The 18,424-nt window shown below is 66.1% G+C and carries 13 protein-coding genes; 7 read left to right on the top strand and 6 right to left on the bottom strand.

All coding sequences use genetic code 11. The features are described 5' to 3' along the window. Window positions 1-25: 25 nt before the first annotated feature. Entirely contained in the window at window positions 26-1,054 is a 1,029-nt protein-coding gene (gene galE, locus LRG07_RS02070) for a UDP-glucose 4-epimerase GalE (RefSeq protein WP_238641662.1), read from the bottom strand. Between the two features lie 166 nt (window positions 1,055-1,220). On the opposite strand from galE, the gene LRG07_RS02065 reads away from it, so the two are divergent. From LRG07_RS02065 to LRG07_RS02040, 6 genes are all read left to right on the top strand, one after another. Further along, window positions 1,221-1,844, top strand: a complete 624-nt coding sequence (locus LRG07_RS02065; protein WP_201242005.1) for an XrtA/PEP-CTERM system exopolysaccharide export protein — start codon at window positions 1,221-1,223, stop codon at window positions 1,842-1,844. Between the two features lie 75 nt (window positions 1,845-1,919). Further along, a complete protein-coding gene (locus tag LRG07_RS02060; RefSeq protein WP_238632952.1) occupies window positions 1,920-3,326 on the top strand; it encodes a TIGR03013 family XrtA/PEP-CTERM system glycosyltransferase in 1,407 nt (468 codons plus the stop codon). A 15-nt stretch (window positions 3,327-3,341) separates the two neighbouring features. Next, window positions 3,342-5,396 (top strand): XrtA/PEP-CTERM system histidine kinase PrsK, encoded by a 2,055-nt coding sequence (gene prsK, locus LRG07_RS02055; RefSeq protein ID WP_238641661.1) that lies wholly within the window; start codon window positions 3,342-3,344, stop codon window positions 5,394-5,396. Between the two features lie 22 nt (window positions 5,397-5,418). Continuing rightward, on the top strand, window positions 5,419-6,774 hold the full coding sequence (gene prsR, locus LRG07_RS02050; protein WP_201242008.1) for a PEP-CTERM-box response regulator transcription factor: 1,356 nt from the start codon (window positions 5,419-5,421) through the stop codon (window positions 6,772-6,774). A 6-nt stretch (window positions 6,775-6,780) separates the two neighbouring features. Next, on the top strand, window positions 6,781-9,270 hold the full coding sequence (gene prsT, locus LRG07_RS02045) for an XrtA/PEP-CTERM system TPR-repeat protein PrsT (protein WP_238641660.1): 2,490 nt from the start codon (window positions 6,781-6,783) through the stop codon (window positions 9,268-9,270). Between the two features lie 260 nt (window positions 9,271-9,530). Next, window positions 9,531-10,517: a PEP-CTERM sorting domain-containing protein gene (locus LRG07_RS02040; protein ID WP_238641659.1), complete on the top strand. Its 987-nt coding sequence runs from the start codon at window positions 9,531-9,533 to the stop codon at window positions 10,515-10,517. Between the two features lie 67 nt (window positions 10,518-10,584). Here LRG07_RS02040 and LRG07_RS02035 read toward each other — a convergent pair whose 3' ends face one another. Genes LRG07_RS02035 through LRG07_RS02015 form a run of 5 tightly spaced genes read right to left on the bottom strand, consistent with a single transcriptional unit; the run spans window position 10,585 to window position 16,715 of the window. Then, window positions 10,585-12,843: an RND family transporter gene (locus LRG07_RS02035; protein WP_238641658.1), complete on the bottom strand. Its 2,259-nt coding sequence runs from the start codon at window positions 12,841-12,843 to the stop codon at window positions 10,585-10,587. Continuing rightward, on the bottom strand, window positions 12,840-14,180 hold the full coding sequence (locus LRG07_RS02030; RefSeq protein ID WP_238641657.1) for a hypothetical protein: 1,341 nt from the start codon (window positions 14,178-14,180) through the stop codon (window positions 12,840-12,842). The genes LRG07_RS02035 and LRG07_RS02030 overlap by 4 nt, the downstream gene beginning before the upstream one ends. A 25-nt stretch (window positions 14,181-14,205) precedes the next feature. Beyond that, the gene (locus LRG07_RS02025) at window positions 14,206-15,036 is read right to left on the bottom strand and encodes an outer membrane lipoprotein-sorting protein (protein WP_201242013.1); all 831 of its coding nucleotides are present in this window, start codon (window positions 15,034-15,036) and stop codon (window positions 14,206-14,208) included. Continuing rightward, entirely contained in the window at window positions 15,020-15,949 is a 930-nt protein-coding gene (locus tag LRG07_RS02020; protein WP_201242014.1) for a ThiF family adenylyltransferase, read from the bottom strand. Before LRG07_RS02020 ends, LRG07_RS02025 begins: the two co-directional genes overlap by 17 nt. Then, window positions 15,936-16,715 (bottom strand): PEP-CTERM/exosortase system-associated acyltransferase, encoded by a 780-nt coding sequence (locus LRG07_RS02015; RefSeq protein ID WP_201242015.1) that lies wholly within the window; start codon window positions 16,713-16,715, stop codon window positions 15,936-15,938. The genes LRG07_RS02020 and LRG07_RS02015 overlap by 14 nt, the downstream gene beginning before the upstream one ends. A 212-nt stretch (window positions 16,716-16,927) precedes the next feature. Between LRG07_RS02015 and LRG07_RS02010 the strand changes: the two genes are divergently transcribed. Further along, window positions 16,928-18,412, top strand: a complete 1,485-nt coding sequence (locus tag LRG07_RS02010) for an XrtA system polysaccharide chain length determinant (RefSeq protein WP_238641656.1) — start codon at window positions 16,928-16,930, stop codon at window positions 18,410-18,412. Window positions 18,413-18,424: the final 12 nt, after the last annotated feature.

The raw sequence follows: 18,424 nt of genomic DNA, 5'->3' as shown, positions 1-18,424 counted from the left end.
CCGGCCGCGCCTCCTGGGCGGTGGGTCAGCCGCGGGTGATGGCCGCGGGAGTCGCTGCGCTGCCGCTCTGCCAGCGCCAAGTGTCGCGCATCATGGCGGACAGATCGCGCCTTGCCCGCCACCCGAGTTCCCGCTCGGCCCGGGTCGGATCGGCCCAGCAAGCGGCGATGTCACCAGGTCGTCTGTTGACGATCCGGCACGGGACTTGGCGGCCCGAGGCTTGCTCGAAAGCCGATACGATCTCCAGGACCGAGTAACCTTCACCCCGGCCCAGATTCCAGATGCCCACACCGGGGCGTCGCGCAGTGGCCTCCAGTGCCCGGAGGTGGCCCTCGGCCAGATCCATGACGTGGATGTAATCGCGGACTCCGGTTCCGTCCGCGGTGGGGTAGTCGGCGCCAAAGATCGATAGGGCAGGGCGCAGACCGGCTGCCACCTGGGAGACGTAGGGGAGAAGATTGGCCGGCTCGCCGCCCGGATCTTCACCAATCTGCCCGCTCTCGTGGGCCCCGGCCGGGTTGAAGTAGCGCAGGATGCCGATGGCCCAGCGCGGATCGCTTTGCGCAAGGTCGAAAAGCATCTGTTCGACCATGTGCTTGCTACGCCCGTAGGGGTTGGTGACGGCGCCGGTGGGGGCATCCTCGCGGACTGGGACCTCGGCCGGATCGCCGTAGACCGTTGCCGAAGAGCTGAATATGAGCCGAAATACTCCGGCGGCCTGCATGGCCTGGCACAGCTGCAGGGTACCGAGAACGTTGTTGTTGTAGTAGGCGAGGGGCGCGCGGGTGCTCTCGGCAACGGCCTTGAGCCCGGCGAAGTGCAGGACGGCGTCGAAGCGGCGGGCTTGGAGGCAGCGGGCGAGCGCCGTTCGGTCGCGCAAGTCCGCGCGGACGACCTCCACGCGCTCGCCGGTGATAGCAGTGATGCGGGCGATCGTAGTCGGGTCGCTGTTCGTGAAGTTATCGAGGATCGTGACCCGGTGACCCGCCTGCAGGATTGCCACGACGGTGTGGCTGCCGATGTATCCTGCTCCACCCGTGACCAGGAAATGCATGACTCCATCCCTCCGGGACGTCCACTTTTGGCAGAAGCTTAGCAGCGCCGGTGGAAAATGCCCGGGCGAAATAAAATTGCCGGATCGCGTGGCAAGGAGGGGATCCTTGTGCTCAACTTAATTCAGCGTCGCGTATGAACGCGGCTGACAGCATGAGGATCTCTCCATGGGTTCACGGTTTCGGGCCCGTCCCACGCTCTGGCTGGCCGTATTGCTTCTCGGTGCCTCGCTGACCGCCTGTGGTGGTCCGGGCAAGGCACCGCCGGTGGTGGCCGATCGGACACTGGATCAGTACATCATTGGCCCCGGGGACACTCTGACGATCTCGGTCTGGCGCAACCCCGAGCTCTCCATGAGTGTGCCGGTCCGTCCGGATGGGCAGATCTCCACGCCGCTGGTGGAGGATCTGCAGGCCAGCGGGGTGACTCCTACCCAGTTGGCCCGGGCTATGGAGGATGAGCTGGCCAATTACCTTCGCGATCCCGTAGTAACCGTCATCGTTACCGGTTTTGCCGGGCCGTACGAGCGGCAGATCCGGGTCATCGGCCAGGCGGCTCAGCCGCAGGCCCTGCAGTACCGAGAGAATATGACGGTCATGGACGTCCTGATTGCCGTGGGAGGCATGACCGATTTCGCGGCTGGTAATCGAGCAGTGATTGTTCGGCAGGAAAACGGACGCCGGACGGAGTACCGGGTGCGGCTCGATGACCTCCTCAATGCTGGGGATATCCGCGCCAATGTCGATATGGTTCCCGGAGATATCCTGATTATCCCAGAGCGCTTCTTTTAGTTTCTGGAAAGTGCCCGATTGATGCCGGGCTTTCTTCGTTCAGCGTAAGGGCGGCGGTTTGCCCGGGGGATTGCGGTGAATGTATTTGGTCATACCGTACCGCGCCACGTCCTGACCCTGGCCGGCCTCGAGGCGGTGGTACTTCTGCTATGCCTCTATCTGGCTTTCCTGCTTCAGCCCGAGCTCTGGAGCGTGGAGGGCGTGGCGCGTTTTCAGGTGGAGATGGCCGTGGTGGCCGCCGCCGGTGTCTTCCTTATGCTCCTCTTCGGGCTCTACGACCCCGAGCAGATCGGCATGAATCAGGGCCTGCTCATGGTTGCCCTGCGACTGGCGGTGGCGCTGCTGATACTTGGCGGGGTTATGTGGGTCGCACTACGCGCCTTCCCGCAACTGGCGGTCGCCAGCCATGCGGTGGCGCTCGGGCTGGGGCTCGCTTTCGTGGGGCTCTTGGCCAAGCGCAGCATCTATCGGGAAATCGTCCGGGTTACCGCGCGGAACCGACGGGTGCTGGTGCTCGGGGCAGGCAGCCGAGCCGCGACGGTGCTGGAGCCGCTGGCCGATGGTGGCACCGGTGCGTTGCCTTACCGTGTGGTTGGCTTCGTGGCCGGGTCTGCGGTCGGCTCCGTCGCCGTCGACGAGGGGCGGCTCCTTCGTCTGGCTCCCGGGCAGCGACTCCTCGACCTGGCGATCGCCCATGGCGCCAACGAGGTCGTCGTTGCCGTGCGCGATCGGCGCGGTGGACAGCTACCTATCAAGGAGCTGCTCGACTGTAAGCTTTACGGGCTGGGTGTGACCGACCTGTCCACATTCCTCGAGCGTGAGCGCCGTCGCCTCTATCTGGACTCGCTCAACACCAGCTGGTTGGTATTCGGGCGAGGTTTCCGCCAGGGATGGGGGCGCGCGACCATCAAGCGGGGGTTCGATCTCGTCGCAAGCAGCCTGCTACTGCTTGTCACCCTGCCTGTGATGTTGGTGACGGCGGTGGCGATCAGGCTCGACAGCAGAGGCCCAGTCTTCTACCGCCAGGAGCGGGTCGGGCATCGCGGGCAGGTCTTTCAGGTCTACAAGTTCCGCAGCATGCGTCCGGACGCCGAAGGGGACGGGGTGGCCCGCTGGGCCCGCGCCGACGACGATCGCGTGACCCGTGTGGGCCGGCTGATCCGTACATTGCGCATCGATGAGTTGCCGCAGATCTATAATGTCCTTCGCGGGGATATGTCCTTTGTCGGCCCACGCCCCGAGCGCCCGAGTTTTGTCGAACAGCTCAGCGAACAGATCCCGTATTTCCCGGCTCGGCAGAGCATACGCCCAGGTATTACCGGCTGGGCGCAGGTCTGCTACCCCTACGGTGCGTCGGTGGAAGACGCCCGGGAAAAGCTACAGTACGATCTGTACTATCTGAAGAATCACTCGTTGTTTCTCGATCTGGTGATCCTGATCGAGACGGTACGTGTCGTACTCTTCGGCCGCGGCGCGCGGTAGGCGGTCATCGAGCCAATGCCTGTCTTCAGCCCCCTGTCAGCAGCGATCGCCTTTCTGGCGCTGGCGGCTATCGTGGCATGGCGCTGGCGCTTGCGCCCCGGTGCTCCTTGGCTGGTCCTTGCCTCTCTGGTGACCGCACTCTGGGCCGCGGAGATCGCCTACAACGCCGCTCAGGGCGGGGGCGAAGGGATCCCGATGGGCGGGGTGCTGGAGCTTGGCCGGGGCCTGAGCTGGGTGGTGGTGCTCTTTGTGTTGCTGCTGGGATTGCGCGCCCAACGCCAACAGGTCTCCCTTCGGATCCGCGGTCTACTCTTCGCCGGGGTGTTGGCTATCCTCTTTCCCGCGGTCTGGCCCGGGGCGGATTACGGCGGGAGCTGGCACGCCGTGGCGGTGGTGCTGCTCGCCGTCAGCGGGCTGGTGTTGGTCGAGCAGCTCTACCGCAATACGCCCCTGCAGCGGCGCTGGGAGATCAAGGGGGTATGCCTGGCGCTGGGCGCGATCTTCGCTTTTGACCTGTTTCTGTTCGCTGACCTGGTGCTGTTCCAGGGGGCCGACCCGGTGATCTGGCACGCACGCGGTGCGGTCAATGCCCTGGTGGTGCCGCTGCTCGCCCTCTCTGCAGGCCGTATCACACCGGGTGAAGCCACTCCCGCGGTGTCGCGGCGACTGGTTTTTCACACGGTCGCCTTGCTCGGGGTTGGTGTCTACCTGCTCGGTGTGGGCGTGGCCGCCTATTTCCTGCGCCATATCGGTGGCGACTGGGGGGGGCTGCTGCAGGTGGTGCTGCTCTTCGGCGCTGGACTGCTCTTGGCGCTGATCTTTCTTTCCGGCAGTTTCCGTGCTTGGTTGCGGGTGATTTTGGCCAAGTACCTGTTCCGCTACCGGTACGATTATCGCCATGAGTGGCTGCGCCTGACCCGGGCGCTCAGCGAGGGGGATGCCCGAGAGCCCTTTGCCCTTCGGGCGGTGCAGGCCATTGCAGAGACGGTCGACAGTCCGGGAGGCCTGCTCTGGGTCGAAGACCGCGAAGGACACTATGCGTTGGAGGGGGCGTTCAACGCCGGGAACCCGCATTATCCGCCGGAACCCCCGGATGGCCCTCTGGTGCGTTTCATGGCCGAGACAGGATGGGTCATTGATCTGCCGGAGTACCGTGCCGACCCTTCGATTTACGGCGACCTAACGCTGCCGGATTGGCTGGATAAGGGGCAACGGCACTGGGCCGTGATCCCGCTGCTGCTCAATGAGGCACTGATCGGTTTCGTGGTGCTGGACAGGCCCCGGGCTCCGCGGCCGATCGACTGGGAGGATCGCGATCTGCTCAAGACCGCCGGTCGGCAGCTGGCGGTTTACGTGGCGTTGATCCGCAGCGACGAGGCGCTGCTGGAAGCGCGTCAATTCGAAGCCTTCCACCGCCTGTCGGCGTTTCTCGTTCACGACTTGAAGAACGTCTCCGCTCAACTGGCGCTGATTCAGTCCAACGCGGCCCGGCATCAGGACAATCCGGCGTTCGTGTCGAGCGCCTTCGCCACCGTGGGTCATGCCCGCGAGCGTCTTGAACGAACCCTGTCGCAGCTGCGCAACGGGCGGACGGAGCCGATCGGGCGCCTGCAACCGGTGGAGCTGGGAACGCTCTTGGTCGAGGTGGTATGCCGCCGTGCCGAGCGGCAGCCGGTGCCGGAGCTGACCGTGGCGGAGCCTGTGACGGTTATGGCCGAGCGCGAACGGCTGCTGGAGGTGCTGGAACACCTGGTCCGCAACGCCCAGGAGGCGACCCCTGTGCAGGGTTGGGTCCGGGTTGAAGTGGGTGGTCTGACGGATTGGGCCTATATTGCTATTCAGGACAGTGGGGTCGGGATGGATGATGCGTTCCTGCGCGAACGGCTGTTTCGGCCATTCCAGACCACGAAGGGTAACGCCGGGATGGGCATCGGCGTGTACGAGGCGCGCGAGTACGTCCGGCGGATCGGTGGACGCATCGAGGTTGAGAGCGCCCCCGGGCGCGGGAGTTGCTTCACCATCCGTCTGCCGGCCCGCAGGGTGGGGGCGGCGGTGCAGATGGCTGGCTAAAGGTTCAGGGGGGAGAAGGGAGATGAGAGGCAGGGAGCAGTGCAAGCTTCTGATTGTAGAGGACGACGCCGGGCTCCAGGATCAGCTCCGCTGGTGTCTAGATGGCTACGAGGTCCTGCAGGCGCAGGATCGGGCGTCGGCCATGGAGCTGGTGCGCCGCTGCCGGCCGGCCCTGGTCTCGCTGGATCTGGGGTTGCCACCCGACCCGGCCAATGCCTCCGAGGGGCTGGCGTTGCTCGACGAGATCCTCGTCGAGGCACCGCAGACCAAGGTGGTCGTGGTGACTGGCAATGGCGAGCGTGAGAATGCCCTGCGGGCGGTGGCCCGGGGTGCCTACGACTTCTATGTCAAGCCAGTGGACGCCGATCTGTTGCGTCACATCCTCGATCGCGCGGCCCGCCTGTACGCACTGGAAGAGGAGAACCGCCGCCTGTCGGCCCGTATCGGTGCCGGGCTCGACGGCGTGATCACCGGAGATCCGGGCATGCTGCGCGTCTGCCGGACCATCGAGCGGATTGCGCCGGCCGAGGCGACCGTGCTGCTCCTCGGCGAGAGCGGGACTGGCAAGGAGGTGCTGGCCCGTGCCCTGCATCAGCACAGCACCCGCCATGCGGCGCGGATGGTGGCCATCAACTGCGCCGCTATCCCGGAGAATCTTCTGGAGAGCGAACTCTTCGGCTACGAGCGCGGCGCCTTTACGGGCGCAACCCGGCAGACCCCGGGGCGGATCGAGTGCGCCGACGGCGGCACCCTCTTTCTCGACGAGATCGGCGACTTGCCCTTGAGCTTGCAGGCGAAAATGCTGCGGTTCCTGCAGGGACGCACCGTTGAGCGCCTCGGTGGTCGTACAGAGATCCCCGTGGACGTCCGTGTGATCTGTGCCACCCACCAGGACTTGGTCGGCATGATCCGTGCCGGGACGTTCCGGGAGGACCTGTACTACAGGATTGCCGAACTGGACGTGACGATTCCCCCGCTGCGCGAGCGGATTGGGGATGCGGCGTTACTGGCACATACCCTGCTCGAACGTTTCGCCCGCGAACACCGCAAGCGCATCCGGGGCTTCACCGCGGAGGCGCTTACCGCGCTGGAGGCCCATCCGTGGCCCGGGAATGTTCGAGAGCTCGAGAACGTCATTCGCCGGGCGGTGATCCTCAGCGATGGTGCGCGCATCGACAGCGAGGCGCTCGGCCTCGACGAGGGGATGGCCGCAGACGATCACGGTCTGCGCCTGCGCGCCGTTCGTGATGAGGCTGAGCAACAGGCGTTGGCCCGGGCGCTGGGCCGCTGCAACGGCAATATCGCACAGGCTGCGGGGGTACTGGGCATAACCCGACCGACCCTTTATAGCCTCCTGGACAAGTACGGGCTGAGGTAGATGAGCATGGCGTGGCGAAAGGATGGGTGGCGGACGATGGCGGCGGCGGGCGTGCTGACTCTGGGGCTGGCGGGCTGTGAGGGCATCGGTACTGTGAGCGAAGCCGAGTACCTGGAGCGGGCTGAACGCCACCTGGAGGGAGGGCGATACGAGTCGGCAGTGATCGAATACCGCAATGCCCTCCAGCAAAATCCTGCCCCGGAAACGCGGGCTCTGCTGGGGGTGGCGTACCTCGGTCAGGGGCGACTGGACGCGGCCGCGGGGCACCTGATGCGGAGCCTGGAAGATGGAGTCGACCCGGACCGCTATAGCATCGATACCGGTCGCCTGCTCCTGGAGCTGGGGCGGCCGGCGGAGATCGCCAGGCTTCCCCGTCCGACGCCGGAGGCCGACGATGAAGCCCGTTGGCAGGCGCTTCTGGCTCTAGGGGCCTTCGCCCAGGGCGACACTCTGGCTGGTCGGGATCTTCTGCAACGGGCCGAGGACGCCGCGTCGTCCGACGAGCCGGCCGAACTCGCTCTAGCGTACGCCTATGCGGCGCTCTATGCCGGTGACCCGGTATCGGCGCAGGCGGCCGTGGACCGAGTCCTCGCCGGCGATAGCCGTTTCGCCACGGCCTGGGCCCTCCAGGGCGATCTGGCCCACTGGCGGGGCGAGCGCGAGGCAGCGGCGGAGGCTTACCAGCGCGCAATTGACCTGCGGCCGGCGCGGGTGATCGAGCGTTACAAACGGGTCATGGTGCTGATCGAGGATGGTCAACTGGATGAAGCGGAGGCGGCGGCGCGCGATCTGACTGAGCGGGCTAGCGCTTATCCGGGCGGGCATTTTGCTCTTGGGCTCGTCCACTTCGAGCGCGGCCAGGCGCTCGAGGCGCGGCCGCATCTGGAGCAGGCCTTGGCCCGGCACCGCAATTTCCGCCCCGCGATGCCGTACCTGGCTGCGCTGCACATCCAGTCCGGCAATTTTTCGCAGGCTGAGCACCATCTTGAGCGGTTCGCCGCCGCCGGCGGACACACGGCCATGTCCTATGGGCTGCTGGCCGAGTTGCGGGTGGCGCAGGGTCGCCCGGAAGAGGCGCGCGAGATCTTGCGCCGCGCCGTGGCCGAGCGGCCGGGTCTGATGGATGCCTTTGCCCCCGTGCTGGCTGCCCTCTACCTGGATACCGGAGAGACGGAGCGCGGGATCGATACGCTGACCCGGGCGATGGAAAACCGGCCGGAGGCGCCGGCTCTCCAGCAGCTGCTCGGTGTGGCGTTGCTGCGCTACGGCGAGCCGGGCCAGGTCCGCGGGCTGCTGGGGCCCGCGGCCGGCGAGGACGCGGAGGGTATCGAGGCTGCCCTGGCTCGGCAGCGGCTGGAGGACGGCCGTTTCGCCGATGCCCTGGCCCTTGGCCAGGCCGTGCGCGATCAGGCCCCGGATCGCTCTCAGGGCTATACGCTGGTCGGTGCCGCCCATCTGGGTATGGGACAGGAAGAGGAGGCTCTGGCAGCGTTCGCCGACGGGCTGCGCCGGATCCCCGGCAATCCGGCGCTGGGAATGAATCTAGCCATGTTGCAGTTGCAGCGGGGTGAAGTGGAGGCGGCGCGCAGCGCGTTACTTGAGGTCCAGGAGCACCACCCGGGGCATCCGGAGTCAGCTCTCCAGCTAGCGCGCATGGAATCCGAGGTCGGTGGTGACGAGGCTGCGGGTCGGGACTGGCTCGAGCGGGCCGTAGCGGGGCACCCGGAGGCCCTTGAGCCGCACTTGGTGTTGGCTCGCCACCATCTGCGGGCGGGGGCCCCGGAAAAGGCGGGCGCCGTCCTGGATGCTGCCCGGGATCACCATCCAGCCCGGCCGGAGTTGCTCTTTGCGCGCGCTGATGTCTTCGAGCGGGCTGGCGACTACCGAGCCGCCGTGGCAGCTTTTGAAAGGCTTATCGACGCGGTGCCGGACCACAGTGCGGCTCATTTCCGGGTGGCGCGCAACCTCAATCGCCTGGGGGAGTTGGATGCCGCGGAGGCGCATATGCGTGCCTGGCTCGACCGTGCCCCGGAAGATGGACGGGCGCGGCATGTGTTGGGCTCCATGCTCATCGCAGCCGAGCGCTTCGCCGCTGCCGAAGCGATCTACCGCGAGCAGGTCGCTCGCGAGGGGCGTGACACCGTGGCCCTACACAATCTCGCCTGGCTACTGCGTGAGGCCGATCCGGAGGAGGCCGTGGGCTATGCCGAGCAAGCCGCCGCATTGGCACCCGGCGCTGCGAACGTCATGGAGACCTACGGTACGCTGCTCTACCGGCTTGCCGACCACGAGCGGGCAGCGGAGGTCCTCGGGCGGGCCCGTGAGCTTGCTCCGGACGCGCCGCGGATCGGCGTTCAGCTGGCACGGACCTACCAGGCCCTCGGTGATCTTGATCGGGCTGAGGGGCTTCTGCGCGGCGTGCTCGAAGAGCATGCCGAGTTCCCTGCGCGTGCCGAGGCCGAGGCGCTGCTTGAATCCCTCGGCTCCGCTGGTTGATTGCCCCCGTCTAACCTGGAGCGCAATGCGCTCCCGCGAACGCCCCCGTCTCTAGGGGGCGTTTTCGTTGGGGTTGTCGGACGCCTTTACAGGCGGCCATTCCGATTCCCGCGAAGAGTCGGGATGGCCGCGGCCTTTCGATAAAAACACTTCAGGAACAATCGGCTAACGGGTCCGTGTGGCCGGGTGCCCAGATGGCACGCCTTCTGCATTCAGGATGTGGGCGACCCCGTTCGCCCCCTTGAACAGGAGATTAAGCCGTGAAACTGCAAAGAGCGTTTCTAACTTCAGTACTGGGTCTAGCGCTGGCGGCGCCGGCCTGGGCCGGGGATCCTTTCATCATCGATGTCGGTCAGGATTTCTCCGGCAATGAGCGGACCACCACGGGCCAGATCCGGACCCTGGCGGTCAGCGATAGCCTGGCGACGTCGTTCTACTTCGTTGAAACCGCCGATGAGCCTGTCTTCGGACAGATGGCAGCTTCAATCGAACCCGGCACCCGGGTCGCTGATACGAATATCCAGAGCCTCATGGACAGCTACGGCTTCCAGGCCGGCACCTTCACCGCTATCGACGGTACGACAGAGGTAGAGTTCCGCAATCCCGATCCGTCTCAGGACCGGAACGTGGTGAACCTTAACTTCCTCACTGGTGAGGGTGGAATTCAGGGTCGCAACGGCTTTTCCTCGGAGGACTGGTTCATCGATGGAGAAGGCTGGGGTCTGACCTATGACTATCAGATCTTCGGGCAGGTGACCAATGGTGGAGTCTTCTACGACGACGGCTTCGTGAACGTCTACTACGAGGACGGCGACAGTGGGGACCGAACCCAGGTGCTGCGCATGCTGGTCGAGCGTTCGGACCTGCAGCTGGGCAACCTCGATATCTTCGGCCGGGTCGTGTACGAAGACTTCGACTTCAGTGAAGAGTTCGTGCAGAACTTCTTCCGGGATGTTGGCACCGGCAAGACCTTCTACGAGCTGGCGTCCGAGGAAGAAGGCCTGATGATCCCGGTCAGCTGGCGCTTCGACGGCAACATCGATCCGCCGCTGCCGACCGACGATCAGCTGGTGGCTTTCGAGTCGGAGGATGGCACCTCGGTGCTGGTCCGCCAGTCCGAACAGGACGGGACCTTCCGCTACGAGGTTCCGGAGCCGAGTGTCCTGCTGATGATGGGCTCGGGACTGGTGCTGCTCGGCCTGGCGCTGCGGGTCGGGCGGCGCGAGGACGAGGAGGTGGCGTACTGATCCTCGCAGGTCCTCCATCTTCAACAAGGCGATAAACGGCCGCCCCCAGGGGCGGCCGTCTCTTCAATCAGCCCCGCGGTCTTGCCCGGCGGTGCGACAGGGCGATCAACAATGCTGGAAGCACCACCAAATCCACCAGCCAAGCAATAAGCAGACCGAAGGCGGTCAACAGTCCAAAGGCCTGGGTCGGTTGGAAATCGGAAAGGCCCACCAGCAGGAACTGACCCACCAGCACCACGGTGGTCGCTGTGACTGCGCGGCCGGCTTGCCGGCTACTGCGTGCAACCGCCCATACCGCGGAAGCCCCGGCCCGTCGGCGTCGCAGATAGCCGTGCAGTAAATGGATGGTATCGTCCACCGCGATGCCGACCGCAACGCTGGCGATCATGGCCGTGGCCATGTCCAGCCAGATACCCAGCAGGCCCATCAACGCAAAGATCAGGGCCAGGGGCGCCAGATTGGGCAGCATGCTCAGGGTGGCCAGGCGCACCGAGCGCCACATCAACCACATGAGCCCGAAGATCAGCACGACGACAGCCAGCAGGCTGTGCAGCTGGCCCTGGATCAGAAGACGCTCCTGGTCGGCGAAGAGTCTTCCCATACCGGCCAGGTCCCACTCGAGGTCGGCCGGAGGGTTCGTCGCTAGATGGGCCTCAAAGTCGTCGATCAGGGTGTTCAAGGCGCGGGCGCCGTGGGCATTGAGGTTGAGCAACAGACGCGCTTGGCGCAGTTCGGGGTCGACGACATCGAACAGATCCCGGCCGTCATGGATGAACAGGTACTGCGCAATGAGCCGGTGGTCGTCGGGTAGGCCGCGGTAATCGGGGTCGCCGTCGTGGAAGGCCCAGTGCATCTCCGCCACGAGATCGGGCAGAGACAGGCTGTAATCCACCTCCGGGCGGTCGTCCAGCCAGGCCTGGACATCTTGAATAGCCCGTAGACGCTCGGGTTTGGTGAGAGCGTCCGGTGCTTCGGCGCGGAAGACCACCTCGAGCGGCATGACTCCGGAGAGCCGGGTCTCGATGCGGGCCGTGGCGCGGCTGATCGGGTGGTCATCGGCGAAGAAAGCGTAAAGGTCGGTCTCGACGGTCACGTGGCGGATCTGGGGCAGGGCCAGGGCGAACAGCAGCACGGCGCCCGCCAGGACCCAGCCCGTGCGGCGGACAGCTAGCCGGGTGGTGGCCGCCGTCCATCGGTCAAGCCGGGGCAGGGCGCCGCGCTGGTGCCAGGTGCCCCGATCGAAGCGGAGGATGAGCGGCGGAAGCAGTCCGAGCACGCAGAGCGCGGCAACGATGATCCCGGCGGCGGCGATCAGACCGAAGCTGCCGACGGGCTGAATGGGGCTGACCCCCAGCGATGCCAATCCGGCCGCGGTGGTCAGGGCCATGAAGCCGATCGGGCGCCGGACGCTGGCCAGGGCTGCCTCCAGGCGCGCCGCGCCGGTGAGCCCACGGCGGGCGTAGTGGGCCACGGCATTGAACAGGTGCATCAGCATCGCCACGGTCAGGGCGGTGAGTAGCGGCGGGACGATGGCCGTGATCAGCGTGAACGGCTTGCCGAGAACGGCGAGGAGGCCGACGGCCAGGCCGGTTACGGCACTGATGGTGACGGTGGCGAGGATCAGCATGAGGTGGCGACGGAAAAGCCACCAGAGCAGCATCAGGCCAATACCCAGTGTCCCGGGTATGAGCAGGGCCAGGTCGCCAGTCATGGCTCTTAGCTGGGCTACGTCGAGGGCGATGTGGCCGCCTACTGCGGTTAACTCGTCAGATAGTTGGTGGTGATCGATCGCCTCGCGGACGGCACGTTCTAGGTTCAGGCGCTGCAGGCTGTTATCCAGGGCATGGGGTCGGACCACCAACGCTAGGGCCCGGCCGTCTCGCGAGATGAGCAGATCCGGTGCAAAAGGGTCGTCCAGCGCGCGTGTCTGCCAGGCCTCGGGCGGCCCATCAGCAAGCTGGTTGACCGGGATCAGCCGTTCGACGGCGAAGCCCCCCTCAATGGGCCGGATGTGGTCAGTGCTCGTCACCCCAAGGACGCGCTCCACGGCATTTATGCGTTCCAGGGTTTGACTCAGCCTATGGAAGCCTTCGAGGAAACGGGGCGTGAACAGGGCCTCACCCTCGAACAAGGCCACCAGAACCTGTTCCTGCGGGAAGGCTTCGCGCACCTCTCGATCGAAGACCACTGCAGGTGCATCGGCTGGAAAGTAGGCCTCCGGTGCGTTGTCCAGCTCCAGGTGCCATAGCAACGGTGCGGGCAGGAGCATGAGCAGACCCAGCAGGGCCAGGGCGGCCCGGGGGTGGTGAAGCATGCTGAAGTTCATAGGCGTGTTCTCCAGCCGAATACCACCATCCGGCGGTCACGGTAGAAACCGCCCAGACTGTCTTCGTCGCCATCGAACCAGTGCACGCCCAGGTAGGGTTCGTGGGGCTCAGCTGCGATCCAGGCCAGTTCGGGGTTGAGATAGAGGTCGTGGCGATCGAGGCCGACAACGCCACGCAGTCGGGCACGCAGGCGGTTGTACAGGTAAAGGTCCTCGATCTCGCCGGTGAGGTAGTAAGCCGCCTTGCGGTCCAGCACGCCGTCGGCCTCCAGTAGGTGCTCGCCGCCGAGTTGTGCGGTGACCCGCAGATCCCGGCCGCCGGGGAAGACCTCGGTTCCTGCAACCCAATCGAACCCGGGGACCGTGTCGTAGCGCAGGGCGCCGGGGCTCGGGTGTCGGGTGACCGGGACCTCGCTCAGCCACGCCCCCTCCAGTCGCCACGTCCAGCCGCCGCGAACCCAGGCGAGATCACCGCCGGCCACCCAGGTGCGTGGGTAGGCAGCCTCGAGGGTGCCGCTGCCCGGGTCATCGTCGCGCCAGCGGTAGTAAGGCTGCGAGTGGCGCACGCGTTGCACAGTGGCCGCGTAGTCTGCTCCGCGGCCTTCGCGGCTGATGCGTACACCCGTGCCTGCGCCGCTAGTGCTCGCCTCTCCGAGCCGCGCATTATGGACTTGCTCCGGCGGCAGATCATTCGGCGAGGTGCCGAGGATGCGCCCCCGGGTCCGGTCCACGGGATGCCATATGCTGTCTCGTGCCGGGAGTTCCGCCGGTCGGAACGCAGGAAGGAGGGCGACGTCGAGCTTCCATGGCCCCTGGAAGCCTTCCCAGCGCACTGCGAGGTTGGCTCGGCGGCGCTCGGTCTGCTCATCCAGAGCGAAACGGGTCAGATCCTTGGTGCTGAGCCGATCGGTGGGCGGGATCTCGTCGACGCGGCCCCATAGGACGGTCTGGGTGCCGACCGTCAGGCGCCAGTCGTCGGTACGATAGCGCAGCCAGGTCTCGTCGTAATCTGCATCCGCGCGCGCAAAACGGGTGTCGTCGCCGCCGCCGCCTTGTGCTGCGGCGTCGATTCGGGCCCCCAGCCGCAACTCCCAGCGCGCCCCGAGGGGTCGTTCGGCGCTGGCTACGGCACGTCCCGTTAGGATGGCGTCCGCCCCCCGGTGGCTGCTGCCCAGCACACCAGCCTCGGCCCAGGCGGGGTCGAGGCGCAGGCGCCAGGGTGAAGGGGCAGGCGGCGGGAGGTCGGCTTTCTCCTCGGTGGGAGCCGTTCCATCAAAGCGCAATGTTTCCGCCGGGGTCGGCGAAGGCGCCGAGATCAGCATGATCGCCAGCGCCAACGGAGCTAGGGGGCGGTGTGACCGGTTAGGGGCGGTAGCGTCTCTCCCGGGCCGGGTCAGCCAGAGCCCGGGTCCGGAATAGCTCGCGGGGCAAACCCTGGTCATAGATCACTTCCTCCACGCTGAGGGTCGTGGTCGTGCCCCGCTCCAGGTGTTGCATGGTGCTCTCGGTGACGGTCCAGTAGCCCTGGATGCGCTCGATGGCCTGGACCTCGAAACGTTTCATGGGCGTATCGCTGCCATCGCCGAAGAGGTCGATGCGCAGCGGGATCAGGATCTCCGGGTGCACCCAGCTGAGACGGCGGGTGTAGACCGAGTTGTCCGGGGAAACCGGGATGCTCTCGAGGAGCTTGACTGGCGTCCCCTGGTATAGATCGTCACCGAGGAGCCGGTGTGTGTCCTTTTCCGGTGGGCGGTCTTCCAGATCCTCGAAGAACAGATCGGACTGGACGAAACTGCCGCCTCGGTTCTCGCTGCTGATGCGCCGGACCCGGTCCGCAGCGGGGAGGTAGAGCCACTGATCGGTGCTGCCGTCAGCGTGGTTGTGAACCAGCAGTGCTGTGCCGTCGATATTCGCCGGGCGGGTGAAGCGGATCAGCTCCAGGCGCTCACCGTCGCCAGGGGTTAGCCGATACTCGTAACTCTCGCGGACCCGTTCGCGTCGCCCGCCGCTGAGGGTCATCGTCCCGCGCGTGACGGCGTCGGCGCCTTCGGGCCTCTCATGGACCGCCGTGGCCAGCTCGTGGCCGGCGTCCTCGTCCGTCCAGGCCGGTGCGGCGGTGAACAACCCGAGGGTCGTGAACAGGACAAGGCAGGCGATGCGGGGCCATAGCGTGCATTCAAGGGCGCTGGGCATGGTCGTCTCCGATGCTAGAAAAAGAGGAGGCCCGCGAGCGCGCCAGATAGCGCCGTGCCAGGTGCAGCTTCAGGCGCTGCCAGGGGTGGCGATTGCCGCCGGGACGCCAGGTACGCGCAAGGCGCTGACGGTACGCGTCATATTGCGTGCCGCGGGGTGCCCAGCGCAGCGGGCCGCGTCCGAGCAGGACCTTGAGTACCTCCGTGCCCATGACGCCGGCGCACAGCTGGCACGCCATCGCGGTCGACGGGCCGCGTCCGGCCCCCAGATTCACCGCGCCGGCGTCGGCCAGATAGCCCATGTGCAGCCCTGCAGGGGCCAGCCCCACCATGAATCGAAGCGCCTGCTCTTCGAAGTCCAGATGGTCTCCCAAGTCGAAATAGGCATCGAAGGGCATGCTTGCCGGATGAAAGTTGAGCAGGGCTACGCCCATGCCCAGCGGGGCGGCGGTCAGCGCGGGCACGCCGAGCGCCGCTGCCCGGGAGAACGTTTGGCGCCGTATGTCGAAAGCGAAGAAGTCCAGCCCGTCGACATATACATCGGCGTCGGTGAGGAAGGCGTCCAGGTTGTCGGCATTCACTCCCGCGGGGAACAGATCGATCTCTAGTTCCGGATTGATCTCCCGGGCCAGCTCCGCGAGCACTTCGACCTTGGTCCTGCCGAGTGCCGGCAGGGTGGCACCGACCTGGCGGTTGAGGTTGTTTTGCTCGAACCGGTCCGGATCGGCGATCCGGAAACGGGTGATCCCGAGACGGGTCAGCGTGAGCAAGTGAGCACCGCCCACCCCGCCGAGGCCGGCGATCGCCACCCGCGCCCGGCGCAGCTGCTGCTGTTCCTCCGCAGTCACCCAGCCAAGCGTGCGCTGGAAGGCCGTCGAGTAGTCGAAGACGGAGGGTTCGTCAGCCGGCTGCATCGCAGGATCCTGCCGAGTGATTGGCGCACCGCTTCGGCGAAAGTCCGTGCTCGGCCATGCGGTAAAGAGGAGCCAGAATTCGTGATGCCTCGATAGTGGCAAGGACCTCGGGGCGATGGATGTAATAGGCGGCACGTCGCCCGCGGTGCTCGAAATCGTCGCTGATGCGGCGGAAGTGGAGTCCGTAGCGGGCCACGAAGTGAGCCAGGCGCGGCTCCATGATGGCGAAGACGTGATCACGCCCGAGCTGTCCGGAGAGGACCGCCGCTGCTGTGAACAGGCTGGCCGAGATCAGCGGGAAGGTCCGTCGTTGAACCATCGGAAACTGCAGGGCATCGATGTCCCCAAGCGGTGTGCGTGGCTCTCCGGTGCGCCTACGAAAGTGGCGGTGAACGGCCAGTCTCGATACCTCGCAGACGCGCTCAGGTGGCAGTCGACCGGGGTGCAGTGGCGTGTCGTGCAGCGCTGCGGTACAGGACGGCTCCATCGGTAGATTGGGTCGCCGGGGATCCGGCTCGCCGGGGATGACCCGCACGCAGCCGGCTACCCTGCCGCTTGGCCTGTGCCACAGCAGGGCGTGGCAGGCGCGGGCGTCATAGGCATCACGCTCCTCGCGCTCGGGGAACCGCTCTGCGGCCTCAAAACCGAACTCCTCGCAGTAAACCTGGTAGCGCAGGCGTGCGATCGCTCGTCGGCGGTTTTCGGTATCGGCTGTATGGATATCGAAGTAGCGCGCAAAGGCCCGGCATAACAAGGACCGGTTCATGGGGCTCCCTCGGTCAAGGCGTCGCTGCGGCGCCGGGCGTTCGGCGCGCGTGCGCCACCGGGCCTCGGTCAGGGGCAATCTGCACCGCTCCCCGTTAACAGGATGTTAGGGCACGGCGGAATTCGTTGCCACTTCTATACTGCTTTCTAAGGCGATCCGGAGGCGGGGGCTTGGTGGTGCCCCCGCCGCGTTCACGGGAGGGGAGGGGGGGCATGGAACAGTTCTACCAGGAGACCCTGCAACAGCTGCGCGCGGTCTGGCGACGCCGCTGGTGGATTCTGCCGGTGGCTTGGCTGATCTGTCTTCTGGGCTGGGCGTACATCTACACCCTGCCTGACAGCTACCAGGCATCGAGCCGGGTCTTCGTGAACTCGCAGACGGTCCTTGATCCATTGCTGCGCGGCATGACGGTTCGGCCAGATACCGAGCAGCGCATGCGGATCATGAGCACCACGCTTCTCAGCGACGACAATCTGGCGCAGATCGCCCGCCAGGCGGATCTGGATATCCTGCTCGGCGGCGAGAACAGTGCCGAGCTGACCCGGTTGCTGCGCAGCGGGATCGAGTTCCGCAGCGGTAATCGGGACAATATCTACAGCATCTCTTACAGCCACAACAATCCTGAGGTGGCCTACCGGGTCGTGCGCGAGACCGCCAACCTCTTCATGGAGCGCGGCCTCGGGGATTCGCGGATCGATCTGCTCAGTTCCCGGGAGTTCATCGAGCGTCAGCTGGAACGTTACGAGGCCCAGCTGCGCGACAAGGAACGGGAGATCGAGCAGTTCAAGCGCGACAACGCGGCTCACCTGAGTAGTGGCGGTGATTACTATGTCCGACTGGAGCGTGCGCGGGAACAGCTCAATCAGGCGCAGCTTGAGCGCGACGAGGCGGTTCAGCGGGTCGAGACGCTGCTCGGTCGCCTCCGGGGCGGTGGCGCAGAGTTCGCTAATCCCCAGCTTGATGAGCGCATCAACCGGTTGGAAGGGCAGCTCGATGAGCTGCGTCGCGCCTACACGGAACGCCATCCGGACGTCGTGCAGACCCGGCGCATTCTGGCGGAACTGCTGGAGCAGCGGTCGCAGGAGGCCAGTGAGTTCGCGGTGGGTGGGGTGCCGATGGCAGGGACTGATTCGCCGTTTCAGCTGGCCCTGGCCGAGGCGGAGAGTCGGGCCGCTTCGCTGGAGACCCGAGTCCGTGAGCATCGGCGCCGGGTGGACGCGCTGGAGTCGGCGGTGGACCGGGTGCCGGCCGTGGAATCGGAGTATACCGCGCTGACCCGGAATTACGACGTTCTGCGTCAGAACCACCGGGAGTTGCTGGCGACCCGCGAACGGGCGGTGATTACCGGGTCGGTGGAGACCGAAACCGACGCCGTGGATTTTCGCGTTCTGGAGCCGCCGCGGCTGCCGACCAGCCCGGCTGCCCCGGATCGCCCCGTTCTGGCCAGCGCCATCCTGCTCTTGGGGTTGGCCGCAGGTAGCGGCTTCGCCTTCCTCCTCGCCCAGTTACGCGGGACGGTCAGCAGTACCGCGCAGCTTGCCGAGCTGGCCGGGCGCCCGGTACTCGGGACGGTCAGCCGCGTCTCGACCCCGGAGCGTCTGCAACGCCGGCGCGCCGAGTTGCTGGTCTTTTTCGCCGCAATGGCCGCGCTCTTGGGTGTTTACGGGGTGGTTCTCGCCGTCTTTCTGACCGTCTAAGGGGGGCACACA

This window comes from Halorhodospira sp. 9622 (assembly GCF_022228025.1).
GTDB lineage: Bacteria > Pseudomonadota > Gammaproteobacteria > Nitrococcales > Halorhodospiraceae > Halorhodospira > Halorhodospira halophila_A.
The sequence above is the reverse complement of the archived record's forward strand: the minus strand, read 5'-3'. Positions and strand labels throughout refer to the sequence as shown.

What these genes read in the sequence shown, in the direction of transcription:
- LRG07_RS02065 (WP_201242005.1), top strand. Translation starts at nt 1,221, where the DNA reads ATGGGTTCACGGTTTCGGGCCCGTCCCACGCTCTGGCTGGCCGTATTG.
- prsT (WP_238641660.1), top strand. Translation starts at nt 6,781, where the DNA reads ATGGCGTGGCGAAAGGATGGGTGGCGGACGATGGCGGCGGCGGGCGTG.
- prsR (WP_201242008.1), top strand. Translation starts at nt 5,419, where the DNA reads ATGAGAGGCAGGGAGCAGTGCAAGCTTCTGATTGTAGAGGACGACGCC.
- LRG07_RS02020 (WP_201242014.1), bottom strand. Translation starts at nt 15,949, where the DNA reads ATGCAGCCGGCTGACGAACCCTCCGTCTTCGACTACTCGACGGCCTTC.
- LRG07_RS02010 (WP_238641656.1), top strand. Translation starts at nt 16,928, where the DNA reads ATGGAACAGTTCTACCAGGAGACCCTGCAACAGCTGCGCGCGGTCTGG.
- LRG07_RS02015 (WP_201242015.1), bottom strand. Translation starts at nt 16,715, where the DNA reads ATGAACCGGTCCTTGTTATGCCGGGCCTTTGCGCGCTACTTCGATATC.
- prsK (WP_238641661.1), top strand. Translation starts at nt 3,342, where the DNA reads ATGCCTGTCTTCAGCCCCCTGTCAGCAGCGATCGCCTTTCTGGCGCTG.
- LRG07_RS02025 (WP_201242013.1), bottom strand. Translation starts at nt 15,036, where the DNA reads ATGCCCAGCGCCCTTGAATGCACGCTATGGCCCCGCATCGCCTGCCTT.
- galE (WP_238641662.1), bottom strand. Translation starts at nt 1,054, where the DNA reads ATGCATTTCCTGGTCACGGGTGGAGCAGGATACATCGGCAGCCACACC.
- LRG07_RS02035 (WP_238641658.1), bottom strand. Translation starts at nt 12,843, where the DNA reads ATGAACTTCAGCATGCTTCACCACCCCCGGGCCGCCCTGGCCCTGCTG.